The sequence below is a fragment of the Serratia ficaria genome, from assembly GCF_900187015.1.
GTDB lineage: Bacteria > Pseudomonadota > Gammaproteobacteria > Enterobacterales > Enterobacteriaceae > Serratia > Serratia ficaria.
Window position 1 is genome coordinate 690,753 of sequence record NZ_LT906479.1, and the last position, 14,219, is coordinate 704,971.

General features: G+C 63.5%; 15 protein-coding genes. 11 read left to right on the plus strand and 4 right to left on the minus strand.

Annotation, left to right across the window (positions count from 1 at the left end; translation table 11 throughout):
* Positions 1 to 34: 34 nt before the first annotated feature.
* On the minus strand, positions 35 to 1,162 hold the full coding sequence (locus CKW09_RS03205) for an iron-containing alcohol dehydrogenase (RefSeq protein ID WP_095095642.1): 1,128 nt from the start codon (positions 1,160 to 1,162) through the stop codon (positions 35 to 37).
* A gap of 262 nt (positions 1,163 to 1,424) precedes the next feature.
* Here CKW09_RS03205 and CKW09_RS03210 point away from each other — a divergent pair, with 262 nt between their 5' ends.
* The 3 genes from CKW09_RS03210 to CKW09_RS03220 all read left to right on the plus strand — a co-directional run bounded on the left by CKW09_RS03210 (position 1,425) and on the right by CKW09_RS03220 (position 3,967).
* Entirely contained in the window at positions 1,425 to 2,180 is a 756-nt protein-coding gene (locus tag CKW09_RS03210) for a helix-turn-helix transcriptional regulator (RefSeq protein WP_095095644.1), read from the plus strand.
* 101 nt (positions 2,181 to 2,281) lie between these two features.
* Entirely contained in the window at positions 2,282 to 3,583 is a 1,302-nt protein-coding gene (locus CKW09_RS03215) for an NAD(P)/FAD-dependent oxidoreductase (RefSeq protein ID WP_095095647.1), read from the plus strand.
* Positions 3,584 to 3,601: 18 nt separating this feature from the next.
* A complete protein-coding gene (locus CKW09_RS03220; protein WP_095095649.1) occupies positions 3,602 to 3,967 on the plus strand; it encodes a cupin domain-containing protein in 366 nt (121 codons plus the stop codon).
* A gap of 42 nt (positions 3,968 to 4,009) precedes the next feature.
* Here CKW09_RS03220 and CKW09_RS03225 read toward each other — a convergent pair whose 3' ends face one another.
* Positions 4,010 to 4,816, minus strand: a complete 807-nt coding sequence (locus CKW09_RS03225) for an alpha/beta fold hydrolase (protein ID WP_095095652.1) — start codon at positions 4,814 to 4,816, stop codon at positions 4,010 to 4,012.
* A 122-nt stretch (positions 4,817 to 4,938) separates the two neighbouring features.
* The gene (locus tag CKW09_RS03230; RefSeq protein WP_061794833.1) at positions 4,939 to 5,586 is read right to left on the minus strand and encodes a helix-turn-helix transcriptional regulator; all 648 of its coding nucleotides are present in this window, start codon (positions 5,584 to 5,586) and stop codon (positions 4,939 to 4,941) included.
* A 493-nt stretch (positions 5,587 to 6,079) separates the two neighbouring features.
* Between CKW09_RS03230 and CKW09_RS03235 the strand changes: the two genes are divergently transcribed.
* Genes CKW09_RS03235 through CKW09_RS03255 form a run of 5 tightly spaced genes read left to right on the plus strand, consistent with a single transcriptional unit; the run spans position 6,080 to position 10,514 of the window.
* Positions 6,080 to 7,573 carry an APC family permease gene (locus tag CKW09_RS03235; protein ID WP_061794834.1) on the plus strand — a complete coding sequence of 498 codons (1,494 nt, stop codon included), beginning with the start codon at positions 6,080 to 6,082 and terminating at the stop codon, positions 7,571 to 7,573.
* Positions 7,548 to 8,135, plus strand: coding sequence for a DUF3156 family protein (locus CKW09_RS03240; RefSeq protein WP_095095655.1), 588 nt, complete (start codon positions 7,548 to 7,550; stop codon positions 8,133 to 8,135). The genes CKW09_RS03235 and CKW09_RS03240 overlap by 26 nt, the downstream gene beginning before the upstream one ends.
* Positions 8,128 to 8,910: an SDR family NAD(P)-dependent oxidoreductase gene (locus tag CKW09_RS03245; RefSeq protein WP_061794836.1), complete on the plus strand. Its 783-nt coding sequence runs from the start codon at positions 8,128 to 8,130 to the stop codon at positions 8,908 to 8,910. The genes CKW09_RS03240 and CKW09_RS03245 overlap by 8 nt, the downstream gene beginning before the upstream one ends.
* A gap of 10 nt (positions 8,911 to 8,920) precedes the next feature.
* Positions 8,921 to 9,718, plus strand: coding sequence for a MoaF C-terminal domain-containing protein (locus CKW09_RS03250; RefSeq protein ID WP_061794837.1), 798 nt, complete (start codon positions 8,921 to 8,923; stop codon positions 9,716 to 9,718).
* A gap of 4 nt (positions 9,719 to 9,722) precedes the next feature.
* The gene (locus tag CKW09_RS03255) at positions 9,723 to 10,514 is read left to right on the plus strand and encodes an SDR family oxidoreductase (RefSeq protein WP_095095658.1); all 792 of its coding nucleotides are present in this window, start codon (positions 9,723 to 9,725) and stop codon (positions 10,512 to 10,514) included.
* 64 nt (positions 10,515 to 10,578) lie between these two features.
* On the opposite strand, the gene hpaR is transcribed toward CKW09_RS03255, so the two are convergent.
* Positions 10,579 to 11,031: a homoprotocatechuate degradation operon regulator HpaR gene (gene hpaR / locus CKW09_RS03260; protein ID WP_061794839.1), complete on the minus strand. Its 453-nt coding sequence runs from the start codon at positions 11,029 to 11,031 to the stop codon at positions 10,579 to 10,581.
* 333 nt (positions 11,032 to 11,364) lie between these two features.
* Here hpaR and CKW09_RS03265 point away from each other — a divergent pair, with 333 nt between their 5' ends.
* The 3 genes from CKW09_RS03265 to hpaE are packed head-to-tail and all read left to right on the plus strand — an operon-like array spanning position 11,365 to position 14,209.
* Positions 11,365 to 11,991 carry a fumarylacetoacetate hydrolase family protein gene (locus CKW09_RS03265; RefSeq protein ID WP_095095662.1) on the plus strand — a complete coding sequence of 209 codons (627 nt, stop codon included), beginning with the start codon at positions 11,365 to 11,367 and terminating at the stop codon, positions 11,989 to 11,991.
* A 2-nt stretch (positions 11,992 to 11,993) separates the two neighbouring features.
* Positions 11,994 to 12,758 carry a fumarylacetoacetate hydrolase family protein gene (locus CKW09_RS03270; RefSeq protein WP_061794841.1) on the plus strand — a complete coding sequence of 255 codons (765 nt, stop codon included), beginning with the start codon at positions 11,994 to 11,996 and terminating at the stop codon, positions 12,756 to 12,758.
* Positions 12,755 to 14,209: a 5-carboxymethyl-2-hydroxymuconate semialdehyde dehydrogenase gene (hpaE, locus tag CKW09_RS03275; RefSeq protein WP_061794842.1), complete on the plus strand. Its 1,455-nt coding sequence runs from the start codon at positions 12,755 to 12,757 to the stop codon at positions 14,207 to 14,209. The genes CKW09_RS03270 and hpaE overlap by 4 nt, the downstream gene beginning before the upstream one ends.
* Positions 14,210 to 14,219: the final 10 nt, after the last annotated feature.

Genomic DNA, 14,219 nt, shown 5'->3' on the forward strand with positions numbered 1-14,219 from the left:
TTCCTCCTGCTACTGCGTTGATCTGATTATATAATCATTCGACGCGGAAAGCCCCTTCGATCATCTGCCGCCGCTGCAGCGGCGAATAGGCGATCAGCGAATTCTTGCTGTTGGATTTCTCCAGGGCGATCGCCAGCTCGTCGGCGCCGATCGGCAGGTCATCCTGCCAGAACGGCGCGATGGCGTTGCGGGTGATGAAGTCGATCAGATAGCGTTCCGGGCTGTCGCGCTGCTCCGGGAACAGGCGCGCGGCCAGCTCGGCCATCAGCGTGCGTTGCTGCGGTTGCTCGCTGTCGGCCAGCAGCTCGAGGAACGGCAGCAGCAGGCGGCCGCACACCTGGCCGTGGTGATAATCGCGCAATGCGCCGATCTCGCCGGCGATGCCGTGGATCACCCCCAACCCGGCGGCGCTCAGCGTCAGCCCGCCCAGATAAGAAGCCTGCATGATCGCTTCGCGCGCCGCGTCGCTGCGGTTGAGCGCCGGCCAGGCGTCGAGGAAGTGGCGGATGCCGGTCAGCGACATTTCGCGCGTCATGGCGCCGGCGGTTTTCGACAAATAGGCCTCGAACAGGTGGGTGAAGGCGTCGATGGCGCAGTAAGCCAGCACCTTGTCCGGCGCGCCCGCCAGCAGCTGCGGGTCGAGAATGGCGGTGTGCGGCACGAAGTCGTTATGGCGCAGCGAGGCCTTCACCTTGCTGACCCGGGTGTCGGTGATCACCGCGTTCTGCGTCACCTCGCTGCCGGTGCCGGCGGTGGTCGGCACGGCGATCAGCGGCAGGGTGGCGCCGCTGATTTTGCTGTCGCCGACCTTTTCCATATAGCGCAGCGTCGGCAGCGGGTGCTCCACCAGCGCGGCGAACGCCTTGGCGGCGTCGATCACGCTGCCGCCGCCGATGGCCACCACCCGTCGCGGCTGGCCGCGCCAGCGCGCCACCCAGGCGTCGAGCTCCTGCGGCGACGCTTCGTGGCTGACGATTTCCGTGCCGATCAGCAGCGGCGACAATTCATCGCTCAGCGCCGCGTGCACCGGGCCGCTGAGGAACGAGCGGCAGCTGAACAGCAATGTCGGTTGCGGATCGGCGAGCAATAACGGAAGCAGCTGATTGATGCTGCCTTGGCCGAACCAGGTGTGGCGATTGGCGATGATCTGGTTGAGGGTCATGAGGGCTCCTTGGCGGCGAAACGGACGGAACGCACAGCATAAGCCAGCTCTGGCGGGGGGACCACTGCTTTCCGCACGTCGTTAACATGTTAACCCTGCGTCGGGGGAGCGGCGGATAAAGCTGTGATTTGTTTAACATGTAAACAATCAAAACCTTGCATTTTAGCCCGGCGGGTGCTTTTTATAACCTCCAGGGCCGCCGTGCGGCCGGGGCTGCCCGGCGTCGGTTGATTGTTAATGTATTAATAATGGCGAGGCGGGTATGGATATTCAGGTGGAACGCTTGTCTGCGGTGATCGACGCGGTGGCCAGCCCGCGTTTCTATCCCAACCTGCTGAACTGGCTGGAAGGCTATTTCGCCTTTGATAACGCCATCGTCTACGCCTTCGAACGCGGGCAGGCGCCGCGCTGCCTGATGAAAACCGAGCGGGAAAACAGCGACGCGGTCAATCAGCTCTACCAGCAGGGCGCTTACCTGCAGGATCCGTTTTATCAGGCGCTGAACGGCGGCGCGGGCGATGTGTTCACGCTGCGCCAGCTGGCGCCCTGCGGCTTTTACCACAGCGATTATTACCGCAACTTTTACCGCAAGACCGGCTGGCATGACGAGGCCGGGGTGTTGCTGCCGCTGACGCCGCAGCGCGGGCTGGGGGTGTTCTTCGGTTCGGCGCGCCGGGCGGTGGCGGTGCGCTACCCGCAGCCGGCCACGCTGAGCGGCGCGCTGACGCTGGTGAAAAGCGTGGCGCGGCTGCACGGGGAAGTGGTGGCCGCGCCGGCGCGCGCAGAGCGGGTGAGCGACGACGGGGTGCAGGCGCGCTATTCGCTGACGCCGCGCGAGCGGGAAATCGTCGATCTGATCCTCGCCGGCTGCGGTTCGCAGCACATTGCCGAACGGCTGTTCATCAGCCTGGGCACGGTAAAAAATCACCGCAAGAACATCTACGGCAAGCTGAATATCGGCTCGCAGGCCGAACTGTTCAGCCTGCTGCTGGCCGCGCCCAATCGCCGCAGCGCCTGAATGTTAATTTTTTGTATCAAATGTCCCTAAGGGGACATGGCAACCCCGCCTCCCGCTCCCGATAATCCGATGTCATGGCATAGGCAATCGGGAGTGCGGCAATGAACAACGAAATCGAGTCCTTAACCTACTACGCGGCGACCAAAAAATACGATCTGCGCTTCCCGACGCTGGAAGAGGATCTGGACGTCGACGTGGTGATCATCGGCGGCGGCTTCTCCGGCATCAACACCGCGCTGGAGCTGGCGGAGAAGGGCATCACCAACATCGCCATCCTGGAGGGCCGCTATCTGGGCTACGGCGGCACCGGCCGCAACGGCGGGCAGGTGATGGCCGGCATCGGCCACGATCTGGAGAAGATCAAGCGCCACGTCGGCCCGGCCGGGCTGGAAACCATCTTTAAAATCAGTAATCTCGGCGCGGGCATTATTCGCGAGCGCATCAAGAAATACGCCATCGACGCCGACTTCTGCTTTGGCTACGGCTACCTCGGCAGCAATGCGCGCCAGGAGAAAACCCTGCGCGGCTGGCTGAAGGAGTTCCGGGCGGTCTCGCCCGACGAAGAGATCGAACTTTACACCGGCGCGGAGGTGCAGCAGGTGGTGGGCTCCGAGGCCTACAGCTGCGCGCTGAAACACATGGGCGGCGGCCACGTGCATTCGCTCAATCTGCTGCTGGGCGAGGCCAGGGCGTTGAGCGACTATGGCATGAAGATCTTCGAAAACAGCCGCGTGCTGAACGTGGAATACGGATCGCGCGTCACCGTACGCACCGCCATGGGATCGGTGCGCGCCAACAAGATGCTGTGGGCGTGCAACGGCTTCCTCAACGGCATGGATCCGTTCATTTACGGCAAAACCATCAATACCTACGCTTTCCAGCTGGCCACCGAACCGCTGTCCGACGAGCTGATCCGCCGGATCAGCCCGATCCGCGGCGCCTACAGCGACATCCGCCCGGTGATCGACTACTACCGGGTCACCAACGAAAACCGGCTGCTGTTCGGCAGCGCCACCCGTTTGATCGAGTATTTCCCGTCAGATCTCAAGGCCTGGAACCGCAACCTGATGCTGAAGGTGTTCCCGTACCTGAAAGACGTGAAGATCGATCTGGCCTGGGGCGGCCCGCTGTGCTGCAGCGCCAACCTGTTTCCGCAGATTGGCACCCTGCCGGATCACGACAACGTGTTCTATGTGCAGGGCTATTCCGGCTTCGGCGTCACGCCGAGCCACATCGTTTGCAAGGTATTGGCGGAGGGCATGGGCGAAGGATCCGATCGTTACGATCTGATGAGCGCGATCCCGCACGTCAATATCTTCGGCAAGGACAAGCTGCGGCGGGTGATGACCACCGCCGGCAAGGTTTGGCACCAGACATCCGGCTACTGGAAAGGCCGCCGTTAACCCTCAGAGGAGAAAAACATGAAACCCTTACTGCTCAAGCAACCGCTGCCGGCGCTGCAGGACATCGGCAGCGTCAGCAACCTGGGCGCCACGGTGATCGCCGGTACGCCCAGCGTCGGCGTGGCGAGCATCTTCGGCGAACCGACCGATAACCTGAACTGCGGCGTTTTCAGCTGCACCCGCGGCACCTTCGTGATGGTCTACCCGTTCGCCGAACACGCCACGGTATGGGAAGGCAGCGCCGTCCTGACCGACGAACGCACCGGCGAGTCGGTGGAGTACCGGGCCGGCGACGCCTGGTTTGTCGAGAAGGGCACGCCGGTGCGCTGGGAAATCACCTCAGACCGTTTTGTTAAACATTACCTGGCCATCGTCGAGGGCTGATCCCCCGCTTCCCCGCGCCGGCCGGCGCGGGGAATACCCCCGTTATCCCAGCGCCCGAGCGATAAAATCGGTCACCCGCTGCAGGATCTGATCCTTGTTGGTCTCGTTAAAGCTCTCGTGGCGTCCGCCCGGGTTGATCATGCTGTCGAAATCGCTGCCCTGCAGAAGATCGATGGCGGTCCGCGACTCCGCCATCAGCACCAGCCGATCGTCATCGCCGTGGATCCACAGGGTAGGCAGAGCGCCGAACCCCGGCCCGGCGTTGATTTTGGCCAGTATCTGCTGCATGGCGCGCAGCGTCGGGCGCTTGAACGGCCCGTGCCACACCAGCGGATCGGCCTGGTAGGCGGCGCCGACCGCCGGATCGCGCGACAGGGTGGCGATGTCCAGCGGCTGGTCGGGAATTTCCGGCAGGTTGAGCAGGTCCGAGATCAGCGTTCTCTCGCCGATCAGCGGGCCGGACAGCACCAGCGCGCGCACGCCGTCGCCATGGCGCTGCACGTAGCGGGTGGCGATCATGCCGCCCATCGAGTGGCCAATCACCACCAGCGGCACGCCGGGATGCAATCGCTGAAAATGGCTCACCACGCGCTGAACGTCGTCGACCACCTGGTCATAATCTTCGATCAGCACGCGCTCCCCCTGCGACAGCCCGTGGCCGAGATGGTCGGGGCCGAACACCCGCGCGCCCTGCGCCTGCAGCGTGCGCGCCACGTACTGATAACGGCCGAGGTGCTCGCCGTAGCCGTGCACCAGCAGCGCCAGATAGCGCGGCCGATCGTTTCCCCAGTCATGTACCGCAATATCGCCATGACCGCCTTTGATAAAGCTGACTTTTTGTTCAGACATAGTATTTTTCTCAGGGTAGGTGCATCGGAAGTCCTATTCAGCGTAGTGGCACCGCGGGGAGTTGTCAGGGGCGGCAGATGCTGCCCCCGGGCTATTACAGGTCGAACTGGCGGTGATTTACTTCAGCCGTGGGCGATAAAGCCGCTGGACACCAATTCGGTGCGGTTCACCACGTCGGTTTTGGCGAAGATATTGCGCATGTGGGTTTTCACCGTGGAAAGGGAAATACCCAGCTTCAGGGCGATGCGTTTATTGCTGGCGCCTTCGCGCACCATATTGACGATTTCCTGCTCCTTGGCGGTCAGCAGCTGCGCCTCGCCGCCGGGCAGCAGGTCGCGCGTAGCCAGTTCGATCAGCGGCAGCACCGCCCGCAGGCGGCCGCGTTCCAGCTCGGTAAACGGGGTATCGCGGATCAGCGATACCCCGGCAATGATGCGTTTGCGCTGGCGGATGAAGATTTCCGTCATATCGCGCATGTCATTCGGCAGCATAAAGTCGTGGTAATAATGGCGGTTATCGGCGATCGCCGCCGGGCTCATGCCGACCATGGTAATGTCCTGCCGATGAAAATTGGCCGGCTTCAGCGGGTCGATATGCTGGAAATGGTTCAGATACTGCTGGTGGGTTTTATCGGAGATGCCGTGCAAAATATAGTGGTCGGGGCGCAGGTCCGGATTGACCAAATAAAACACCCCGGCGGACACCGGGATCAGATGCGCGATGGTATGCAGACAGCTGTTGATAAAGGCATCGGATGCTGCGGTATGCATGATTCATGTCCCTCCCTTTATCCTCTTCATCTTTCAAGGTGCAGAGGTGTCGGCGGCGTTTTCTCGCCGTCTTCTCGCCCCCTGAAGCCGGGTTTCAGTGGTCAATATATGAACGATACAAGCATAGTTGTAGCAATTTGGCAACACAATAAAAACATATTAACAACGTGAGCCCGATTGCAATAAAATACATAAATAACAAGCCGCCAACCCCTGATGGCGAGCTTGTTTGGCGGCGTTTCATTCTTGCTTCGTTAATAGGTTAATGAAATTTTTGTGACGTTTTCCCGCTGAATTTACAGCGGTTTCCTATCATTAATCCACCGACGCCAACCGACCGTTCGGCGTGCCACAACGCGCGCTTGCCGGTGAGCCCCCCTCGTCCTTAAGGACGATAGTCAGTATTTTCCTTTCCTCTCTATAGTGAGATTGCCGCCGCTGGCGGTGAAAAAACCTGCAAACACCAGGGCGAAAACCATAAGAGGAAATAACCATGAACCTGTCGTCGCGGCTGCACGCCCATCTTGAGCGGGGCAAGGTCGGATTCCCCACCACGCTGGCCAGTTCGGTCGGCGTGATTATGGCCAGTCCGGTGATCCTGACGGTCACCAGCGGCTTCGGCATCGGCGGCGATACCTTCGCGCTGGCGATGCTGATCGCCTTCGTCATGATGCAGGCCCAGCTCACCACCTTCTCCGAAGCGGCGGCGATGCTGCCGACCTCAGGTTCGGTGTACGACTATATCGCCTGCGGCATGGGGCGCTTCTTCGCCATCACCGGGGCGCTTTCCGCCTACCTGATCGTGCACATCTTCGCCGGCACCGCCGAAACCATCCTCTCGGGCATCATGGCGCTGGTGAACTTCGAACACCTCAACACCTTGATGGAAACCCACAACAGCTCATGGATGGTCGGCGTCGGGCTGGTGATCATATTCGGCCTGCTCAACGCATTCGGCATCGAGGCCTTCGGCAAGGCGGAGATCGTGCTGACCTTCGCCATGTGGAGCACGCTGGTCGTTTTCGGCGTCGTCGGGCTGCTGTCGCCGCATGCGGTGCCGCTGGAGGGCTGGTTCGGCAGCACGCTGAGCCTGGACGATCCCTTTGCGGTGTTCAGCCTGATTGGCATGGCGATGTTCATGTTCGTCGGCTGCGAGCTGGTGACGCCGATGGCGCCGGAGATCAAGCGCTCGGCGCGGGTGATCCCGCGCGCCATGGCGCTGGGGCTGTGCGGCGTGGCGGTGTGCATGGCGCTGTACGGCGCGGCGCTCAGCCATCAGGTGGAAAACGCGGTGGTGGACGCCGCCGCCGGCGTGCGCCTGCTGGATACGCCGATGGCCATTCCGGCCTTTGCCGGCCAGGTGATGGGCCAGTTCGGCAAATATTGGTTGGGCATCGGCCTGCTGCTGGCCGGCGCGGCGACCATCAACACGCTGATGGCGGCGGTGCCGCGCATTTTGTACGGCATGGCGCTGGACGGCGCGTTGCCGCGCATGTTCGCCTATCTGCATCCGCGCTTCAAAACGCCGGTGGTCGGCATTCTGGCGGCGGTGCTGATCCCCTGCGTGCACGCCTTCGCCATTCAGGGCAACCTCGACCGCATCATTCCGCTGGTGCTGGCGGCGGTGTGCGCCTGGGGCGTGGCCTATCTGCTGGTGACCTGCTCGGTGGTGATCCTGCGCATGCGTCGGCCGGACCTGCCGCGCGCATACAAATCGCCGTGGTTCCCGCTGCCGCAGATAGTCTCCAGCGTCGGCATCGTGCTGGCGATCCTTTATATCACCCCGCCGGGCATGAACCCGCGCGACGTCTACATTCCCTTCGGCTGGATGCTTGGCCTGACCGCCGCCTACGCGCTGTTCTGGACGCTGTGCGTACAGAAGGTCAATCCGTTCAAACCGGTGCCGGTGGAGCAGGTGCTGGAAAACGCCTTCGCCAAAGCGGAAAACGGGGAGGCACAGTTTGACCGGCTTACTTCCCTCACTTAATCGCGCCTGGCGGCGGGCGCCGGCGGGCTATCGGCCGGGCGCCACCCTCGACCGGCTGGCGCAGAGCCTGCCGCCCTATGCCTGCGAACGTTTGGCGCCGTCCCTGCTGCGGCTGCAACTGCCGCAGGGGCCGCTGATCGAGGTCAGCGAGCGGGTTCAGGCGCTGTTTATGGCGCACATCGTCAGCCACCGCTTTCGGCTGCAGGGGAACTGCGCTTTGCAGACGCCGCTGGTGCTGAACGTGGTGGCCGGCGGCTGGCTGCGGCGGCGCGGGGTTATCTACCGCAGCCGCCAACAGCACCCTGAAGCGCAGCGGCTGAATGACGCGCTGCGGCGCTATCCGCAGATCGGCGAAACCCTGGCGCAGCTGGATTTTCGCCGCGTTCGGTTGGCGGTAGACGCCGGGCGCTGGACGCTGGACATCGAACCTTTCGCCGCGTCGGAGGTGGTCAGCCGTTTGCCGGCCGGCCGCCGTTATCTGCGGCTGGACGCCGAACAGCGGCGGCTGTTGCTGAGCAGCCTGCTGATGATCGGCCAACTGATGGAGAAGCTCAATGAGTAGAGTCGTAGTGATTACCGGCGGCGGCACCGGGGTGGGCGCCGCCTGCGCCCGCCTGCTGGCGGCGGACGGCGATCGGGTGTTTATCATCGGCCGCCGGCCTGAACCCTTGGCGGCGCTGGCGGCCGAGATCGGCGCGCAGGCGCTGGTGGGCGACGCCTCGAGCGGTGAAAGCTGGAACACGCAGCTATTGCCGGCCATTTTGCGGCAGGCCGGGCGCATCGACTGCCTGATCGGCAGCGCCGGCGGCATGGGGTTCAAGCGCATTACCGAGATGACCGACCAACAGTGGCAGCAGGCGATGGACAGCAACCTCAACAGCGCCTTCGCCAGCGCGCGCGCCTGCCTGCCGGCGCTGGTGAAAAGCGGCGGCAACCTGCTGTTGGTGGCGTCTATCGCTTCGTTGGCCGCCGGCCCGGAGGTGTGCGGTTACGTCACCGCCAAGCACGCGCTGATCGGCCTGATGCGCTCCATCGCCCGCGATTACGGCCCGCAGGGGGTGCGCGCCAACGCAATATGCCCCGGCTGGGTGACCACGCCGATGGCGGATGAGGAGATGCAGCTGCTGATGGACGCCCATCACATTTCATTGGCGCAGGCCTACCGGATGGTGTGCCGCGACGTACCGCTGCGCCGCCCGGCCAGCGCCGAGGAGATCGCCCGCGCCTGCCGTTTTCTCTGTTCGCCGGACGCCTCGATCATTACCGGCGCGGCGCTGGTGGCCGACGGCGGCTCCACCATCGTCGACGTGCCAACCCTGGCTTTCACTTCCCCGTAAGGAGCAGCAAATGAGTTCAGAAGCGGTATTTATTCAGGTCGGTGCGCTGGCCGAAGGCTTTGCGCCGCGCGGCAACACGCTGGAACAGCAGCACGGGCTGGCGGGAACCCAGCTGACGCTGCGCTTTAGCGACGGCGAATCGCTGCGCTGCCGGTTCAACGACGCAAGCACGCTGGAATGGGGCGAACAGCGCGGCGTCGCCTACCGCGCCACCAGCATTCGCCCCGGCGTGCTGTTTATCGATTTCCTCGATCCTCAGCGCGCTAACGCCAGCATTACGCTGGTGTGCGACCGCCATCAGGGCAACTTTACCGCAGTGTACGGCCAGTTGCCGAACGAGAGCCAGGCGCGGCTGGACGCCTTCAGCCGGGTAGAGCAGGGGCTGCCGCTGACGGCGGTAGAAGCCGAGTTCCGTTTCGGCACGCTGGACGACGCGCAGGCCACGCCGCCGGGCTTTACCGACGAGCTGATCGGCATGCGCAACATGTACACCTACAGCCCGACCGAACGTTACGAACACATTTACCTGAACGACGACTTCTACGCCTGGCAGTGTCTGGACGGGGTGGAAAAAGGGTTGGCGGACGTCGACCGCTGCCACTACGTGAAGGTGGCCGAGCAACTCTACCTGTTCGTCTGGCGCGAGAAGATTATCCCGACGCTGGGGGTGGTGGCGATCGATCTGCAGGCCATGCGCACCGACGGCAAGATCCTCGGCTACCAGGGCAGCGACTTCAGCGCGCTGAGCAATTTCGCCGTCGGCGCCCACGCGCAGGTGCTGAACACCACTCGCCATCCACGGGGATAAGCCGATGAACGCAACCTATGCGGCCGATGCGTTCGAGGGGCAGACGGTGCTGGTGACCGGCGGCGCCCAGGGCATCGGGCTGGCGATCGTCGGCGCCTTCGCCCGGCTGGGCGCCGATGTGGTGATGGCGGACCTGCAGCTGCCGAAGGCGCAGGCGGCGGCGGAAAGCCTGCGGCGCGAGGGCCGGCGCGTGCAGGCGCTGGCCTGCGATCTGGCCGACCCCGGGCAGATCGCCGAGCTGGTGGCGGCGGCGGGTGCGCTGCACCAGCGGCTGGACGTGGTTATCCACAACGCCGCCTATTTCCCGCTGACGCCCTTCAGCGACATCGACGCCGCGCTGCTGCAACGCACGCTGAGCGTCAACCTGATGGCGCCGTTCTTCCTGGCGCAGGCGGCGCTGCCGTGGATGCGCCGGCAGGGCGGCGGCAGCATTCTGGTGACCTCGTCGGTGACCGGGCCGCGGGTGGCCTATCCGGGGCTGGCGCACTATGCGGCGTCCAAAGCCGGGGTGAACGGCTTTATCCGCGCGGCGGCGCTGGAGCTGGCGGCGGCGGGCATTCGGGTCAACGGGGTGGAGCCGGGGATGATCCGCACCCCGGCGATGGCCAATCTGGGCGGCGCCGAGGTCAACCGGGCGATCGCCGCCGCGGTGCCGCTCGGGCGGTTGGGGGAGCCGGAAGACATCGCCGCGGCGATGGTGTTTCTCGCTTCGCCGGCGGCGGCCTATATCACCGGCCAGACGCTGGTGGTGGACGGCGGCGCCTTGCTGCCGGAAGCGAATTCTCTGCTTACTTGACGCTGCAGCGTTGTTGGCCGCCTAGCTGCAACGCCCGTTCATTTGAGGATGCCGATTCATTGAATCATTTCTTGGCGGGATGGGCGGTCACGTTGGCGGGCAGCCGGTCGCCCAGGGTGATCAGCTCGTCCAGCAGCGTCATCAGCTGTTCCATCTTCTGCTGCGAGAACGCGGCTTCAATCTCGGCATATCCCTGTTCCACCTGATGGCGCGCCACCTCGTACAGCTCCTGGCCCTGCTGGGTCAGCGAGACGTACAGCTTGCGTTGATCGTTGACCGGCTTCAGGCGGAAGATCAGCCTGTCGCGCTCCATGCGCGACAGGATGCCGGTCAGGCTGGGGCGCAGGATGCAGGTTTCCGCCGCCAGCTCGTGGAATTCGATCGAGCGGCTGTTGGCCAGCACGCGAATGATGCGCCACTGCTGTTCGGTCAGATTATGGCTTTTCAGGATCGGGCGGAAGAACCCCATGGCGGTTTCACGCGCCTGCAGCAGGGCGATGGTTAAAGATTCATGCATAGGTTTGGCCTTAGCTATCAAGGTGTTCGGTCCGCGCCGCCGGCCTGCTTCAGTGCCGCAGGGGGGCGCGGGCGCCCGGGTATCGTTAATAACTTAATAGTAGCCAAATTTCACCCGCGGGATAAAGCGAAAATGCGCTCGGCGGCGAAAAAGACGGCTAAAAACGCTTAATGTGTTGAATAACAACGCTTATGTTGGCGGTTTGTGAATATTTTGTTATCGCGATCACAAATCGCCCCACGCACGTTGCGTAAAAGCCGCACAGCGTATAAAAGTAATCGTTAATATATTAATGAATGCCGGTTGTCATGTTCTGTCACTGAAGGAGTTCGCATGAAAGGCACCGTATTTTCCGTTGCGCTGAACCATCGCAGCCAGCTGGACGCCTGGGATCAGGCGTTTCACCAGCCACCCTATAAAACCCCGCCCAAAACCCCGGTGTGGTTTATCAAACCGCGCAATACCCACCTCGCCAACGGCGGGGCGATCCCGTTCCCGGCCGGTGAAACGGTGCAGAGCGGCGGCACGCTGGCGGTGATCGTCGGCGATACCGCGCGCAAGGTACCGGCCGACAAGGTGAGCGAGTATCTGGCCGGCTATGCGCTGGCCAACGACGTCAGCCTGCCGGAAACCAGCTTCTATCGCCCGGCGATCAAGGCGAAATGCCGCGACGGCTTCTGCCCGCTGGGGGATATCGGCCAGCTGGCGGCGACCGACCGGCTGGAGATCGTCACCGAGATCAACGGCGTGGAGCAGGATCGCTGGTCGACCGCCGATCTGCTGCGTTCGGTGCCGGAACTGATCGCCGCCATCAGCGATTTCATTACCCTGCAACCGGGCGATGCGGTGCTGATCGGCACCCCGCACCGGCGGGTGGAGATCAAACCGGGGGATGAGGTGAGGGTGCGCGCCGCCGGCCTGCCCACTTTGACCAACCGCGTGAGCCAGGCAGGAGAATAATCATGAGACACGCCCGTATTCGCCATCATGGCCAGATTGTTAACGTCAGCGTGGATGAGCAGCTGCACGTTACCCTGCCGGACGGCAACATCCTGGATGAGCAAGACGTCGAGTGGCTGCCGCCGGCGCAGGGCACGGTATTCGCCCTGGGGCTGAACTATGCCGACCACGCCAGCGAGCTGGAATTCAAGGCGCCGGAGGAGCCGCTGGTGTTCCTCAAGGCGCCTAACACCCTGACCGGCCACCGCCAGGTGTCGGTACGGCCGGCCGGCGTGGAATATATGCACTACGAGGCCGAACTGGTGGCGGTGATCGGCAAGACCGCGCGCAACGTCAGCCGCGAAGACGCCATGGACCATGTGGCCGGCTACACCCTGTGCAACGACTACGCCATCCGCGACTACCTGGAAAACTACTACCGCCCGAACCTGCGGGTGAAGAGCCGCGACACCCTGACGCCGATCGGTCCGTACATCGTCGACCGCGACGACGTCGCCGATCCGCATCGGCTGGCGCTCAGCACCTATGTCAACGGCGAGCTGCGCCAGCGCGGCAGCACCGCCGACATGATTTTCGATATCCCGTTCCTGATCGCCTACCTGAGCGAATTCATGACGCTGCAGCCGGGCGACATGATCGCCACCGGCACGCCGAAAGGGCTGGCCGACGTGCTGCCGGGCGACGAAGTGGTGGTGGAGATCGAAGGCATCGGCCGTCTGGTTAACCACATCATCAGTGAAAAAGATTACGAGGAGAGCCTGCGATGAAAACCATCAACCACTGGATCGACGGCAAGAGCGTCGCCAGCAAAGACTATTTCACCACCAGCAACCCGGCCAACGGCGAGGTGCTGGCGGAGGTGGCGTCCGGCGGCCAGCTGGAGATCGATCGGGCGGTGGCCGCCGCCAAAGCGGCGTTCCCCAAGTGGGCCAACACGCCGATGAAAGAGCGCGCGCGCCTGATGCGCCGCCTGGGCGAGCTGATCGATGAAAACGTGCCGCAAATCGCCGAGCTGGAAACCGCCGACACCGGCCTGCCGATCCACCAGACCAAAAACGTGCTGATCCCGCGCGCGTCGCACAACTTCGAGTTCTTCGCCGAAATTTGCCAGCAGATGAACGGCAAAACCTACCCGGTGGACGACAAGATGCTCAACTACACGCTGATCCAGCCGGTCGGGGTGTGTGCGCTGGTGTCGCCGTGGAACGTGCCTTTCATGACCGCCACCTGGAAAACCGCGCCCTGTCTGGCGCTGGGCAATACCGCGGTGCTGAAGATGTCCGAACTGTCGCCGCTGACCGCCGATCGCCTGGGCGAGTTGGCGCTGGAAGCCGGCATCCCGGCCGGGGTGCTGAACGTGGTGCAGGGCTACGGCGCCACCGCCGGCGACGCGCTGGTGCGCCATAAAGACGTGCGGGCGGTGTCCTTCACCGGCGGCACCGCCACCGGCCGCCGCATCATCGAGAGCGCCGGGCTGAAGAAATTCTCCATGGAGCTGGGCGGCAAATCGCCGGTGCTGATCTTCGAGGATGCCGATATCGAACGCGCGCTGGACGCCGCGCTGTTCACCATCTTCTCGATCAACGGCGAACGCTGCACCGCCGGTTCGCGCATCTTCATTCAGGAAAGCATCTACCCGGAATTCGTCAAGCGTTTCGCCGAGCGCGCCAACCGCCTGCGGGTGGGCGATCCGCAGGATCCCAACACCCAGGTGGGGGCGTTGATCAGCCGGCAGCACTGGGAAAAGGTCTCCGGCTATATCCGCCTGGGGGTGGAGGAAGGGGCGACCCTGCTGGCCGGCGGCCCGGAAAAACCGGCCGGCCTGAGCCACGGCAACTTCCTGCGCCCGACGGTGCTGGCGGACGTCGACAACCGGATGCGCATCGCGCAGGAGGAAATCTTCGGGCCGGTGGCCTGCCTGCTGCCGTTCAAATCCGAAGAAGACGGCCTGCGCATGGCCAACGACGTGGAGTACGGTCTGGCGTCGTACATCTGGACGCAGGACGTGAGCAAGGTTCTGCGTCTGGCGCGCGGCATTGAAGCGGGCATGGTGTTCGTCAACACCCAAAACGTGCGCGACCTGCGCCAGCCGTTCGGCGGCGTCAAAGCCTCCGGCACCGGCCGCGAGGGCGGCGAATACAGCTTCGAGGTGTTCGCCGAGATGAAGAACGTGTGCATTTCCATGGGTGACCACCCAATCCCGAAATGGGGCGTCTAAGCCTCTGGCC

Bases quoted from the DNA above. Each gene is read 5' to 3' on its own strand.
- CKW09_RS03250 (WP_061794837.1), top strand. From the start codon at position 8,921: ATGAGTTCAGAAGCGGTATTTATTCAGGTCGGTGCGCTGGCCGAAGGC.
- CKW09_RS03225 (WP_095095652.1), bottom strand. From the start codon at position 4,816: ATGTCTGAACAAAAAGTCAGCTTTATCAAAGGCGGTCATGGCGATATT.
- CKW09_RS03245 (WP_061794836.1), top strand. From the start codon at position 8,128: ATGAGTAGAGTCGTAGTGATTACCGGCGGCGGCACCGGGGTGGGCGCC.
- CKW09_RS03220 (WP_095095649.1), top strand. From the start codon at position 3,602: ATGAAACCCTTACTGCTCAAGCAACCGCTGCCGGCGCTGCAGGACATC.
- CKW09_RS03215 (WP_095095647.1), top strand. From the start codon at position 2,282: ATGAACAACGAAATCGAGTCCTTAACCTACTACGCGGCGACCAAAAAA.
- hpaE (WP_061794842.1), top strand. From the start codon at position 12,755: ATGAAAACCATCAACCACTGGATCGACGGCAAGAGCGTCGCCAGCAAA.
- CKW09_RS03235 (WP_061794834.1), top strand. From the start codon at position 6,080: ATGAACCTGTCGTCGCGGCTGCACGCCCATCTTGAGCGGGGCAAGGTC.
- CKW09_RS03270 (WP_061794841.1), top strand. From the start codon at position 11,994: ATGAGACACGCCCGTATTCGCCATCATGGCCAGATTGTTAACGTCAGC.
- CKW09_RS03265 (WP_095095662.1), top strand. From the start codon at position 11,365: ATGAAAGGCACCGTATTTTCCGTTGCGCTGAACCATCGCAGCCAGCTG.
- hpaR (WP_061794839.1), bottom strand. From the start codon at position 11,031: ATGCATGAATCTTTAACCATCGCCCTGCTGCAGGCGCGTGAAACCGCC.
- CKW09_RS03255 (WP_095095658.1), top strand. From the start codon at position 9,723: ATGAACGCAACCTATGCGGCCGATGCGTTCGAGGGGCAGACGGTGCTG.
- CKW09_RS03230 (WP_061794833.1), bottom strand. From the start codon at position 5,586: ATGCATACCGCAGCATCCGATGCCTTTATCAACAGCTGTCTGCATACC.
- CKW09_RS03205 (WP_095095642.1), bottom strand. From the start codon at position 1,162: ATGACCCTCAACCAGATCATCGCCAATCGCCACACCTGGTTCGGCCAA.
- CKW09_RS03210 (WP_095095644.1), top strand. From the start codon at position 1,425: ATGGATATTCAGGTGGAACGCTTGTCTGCGGTGATCGACGCGGTGGCC.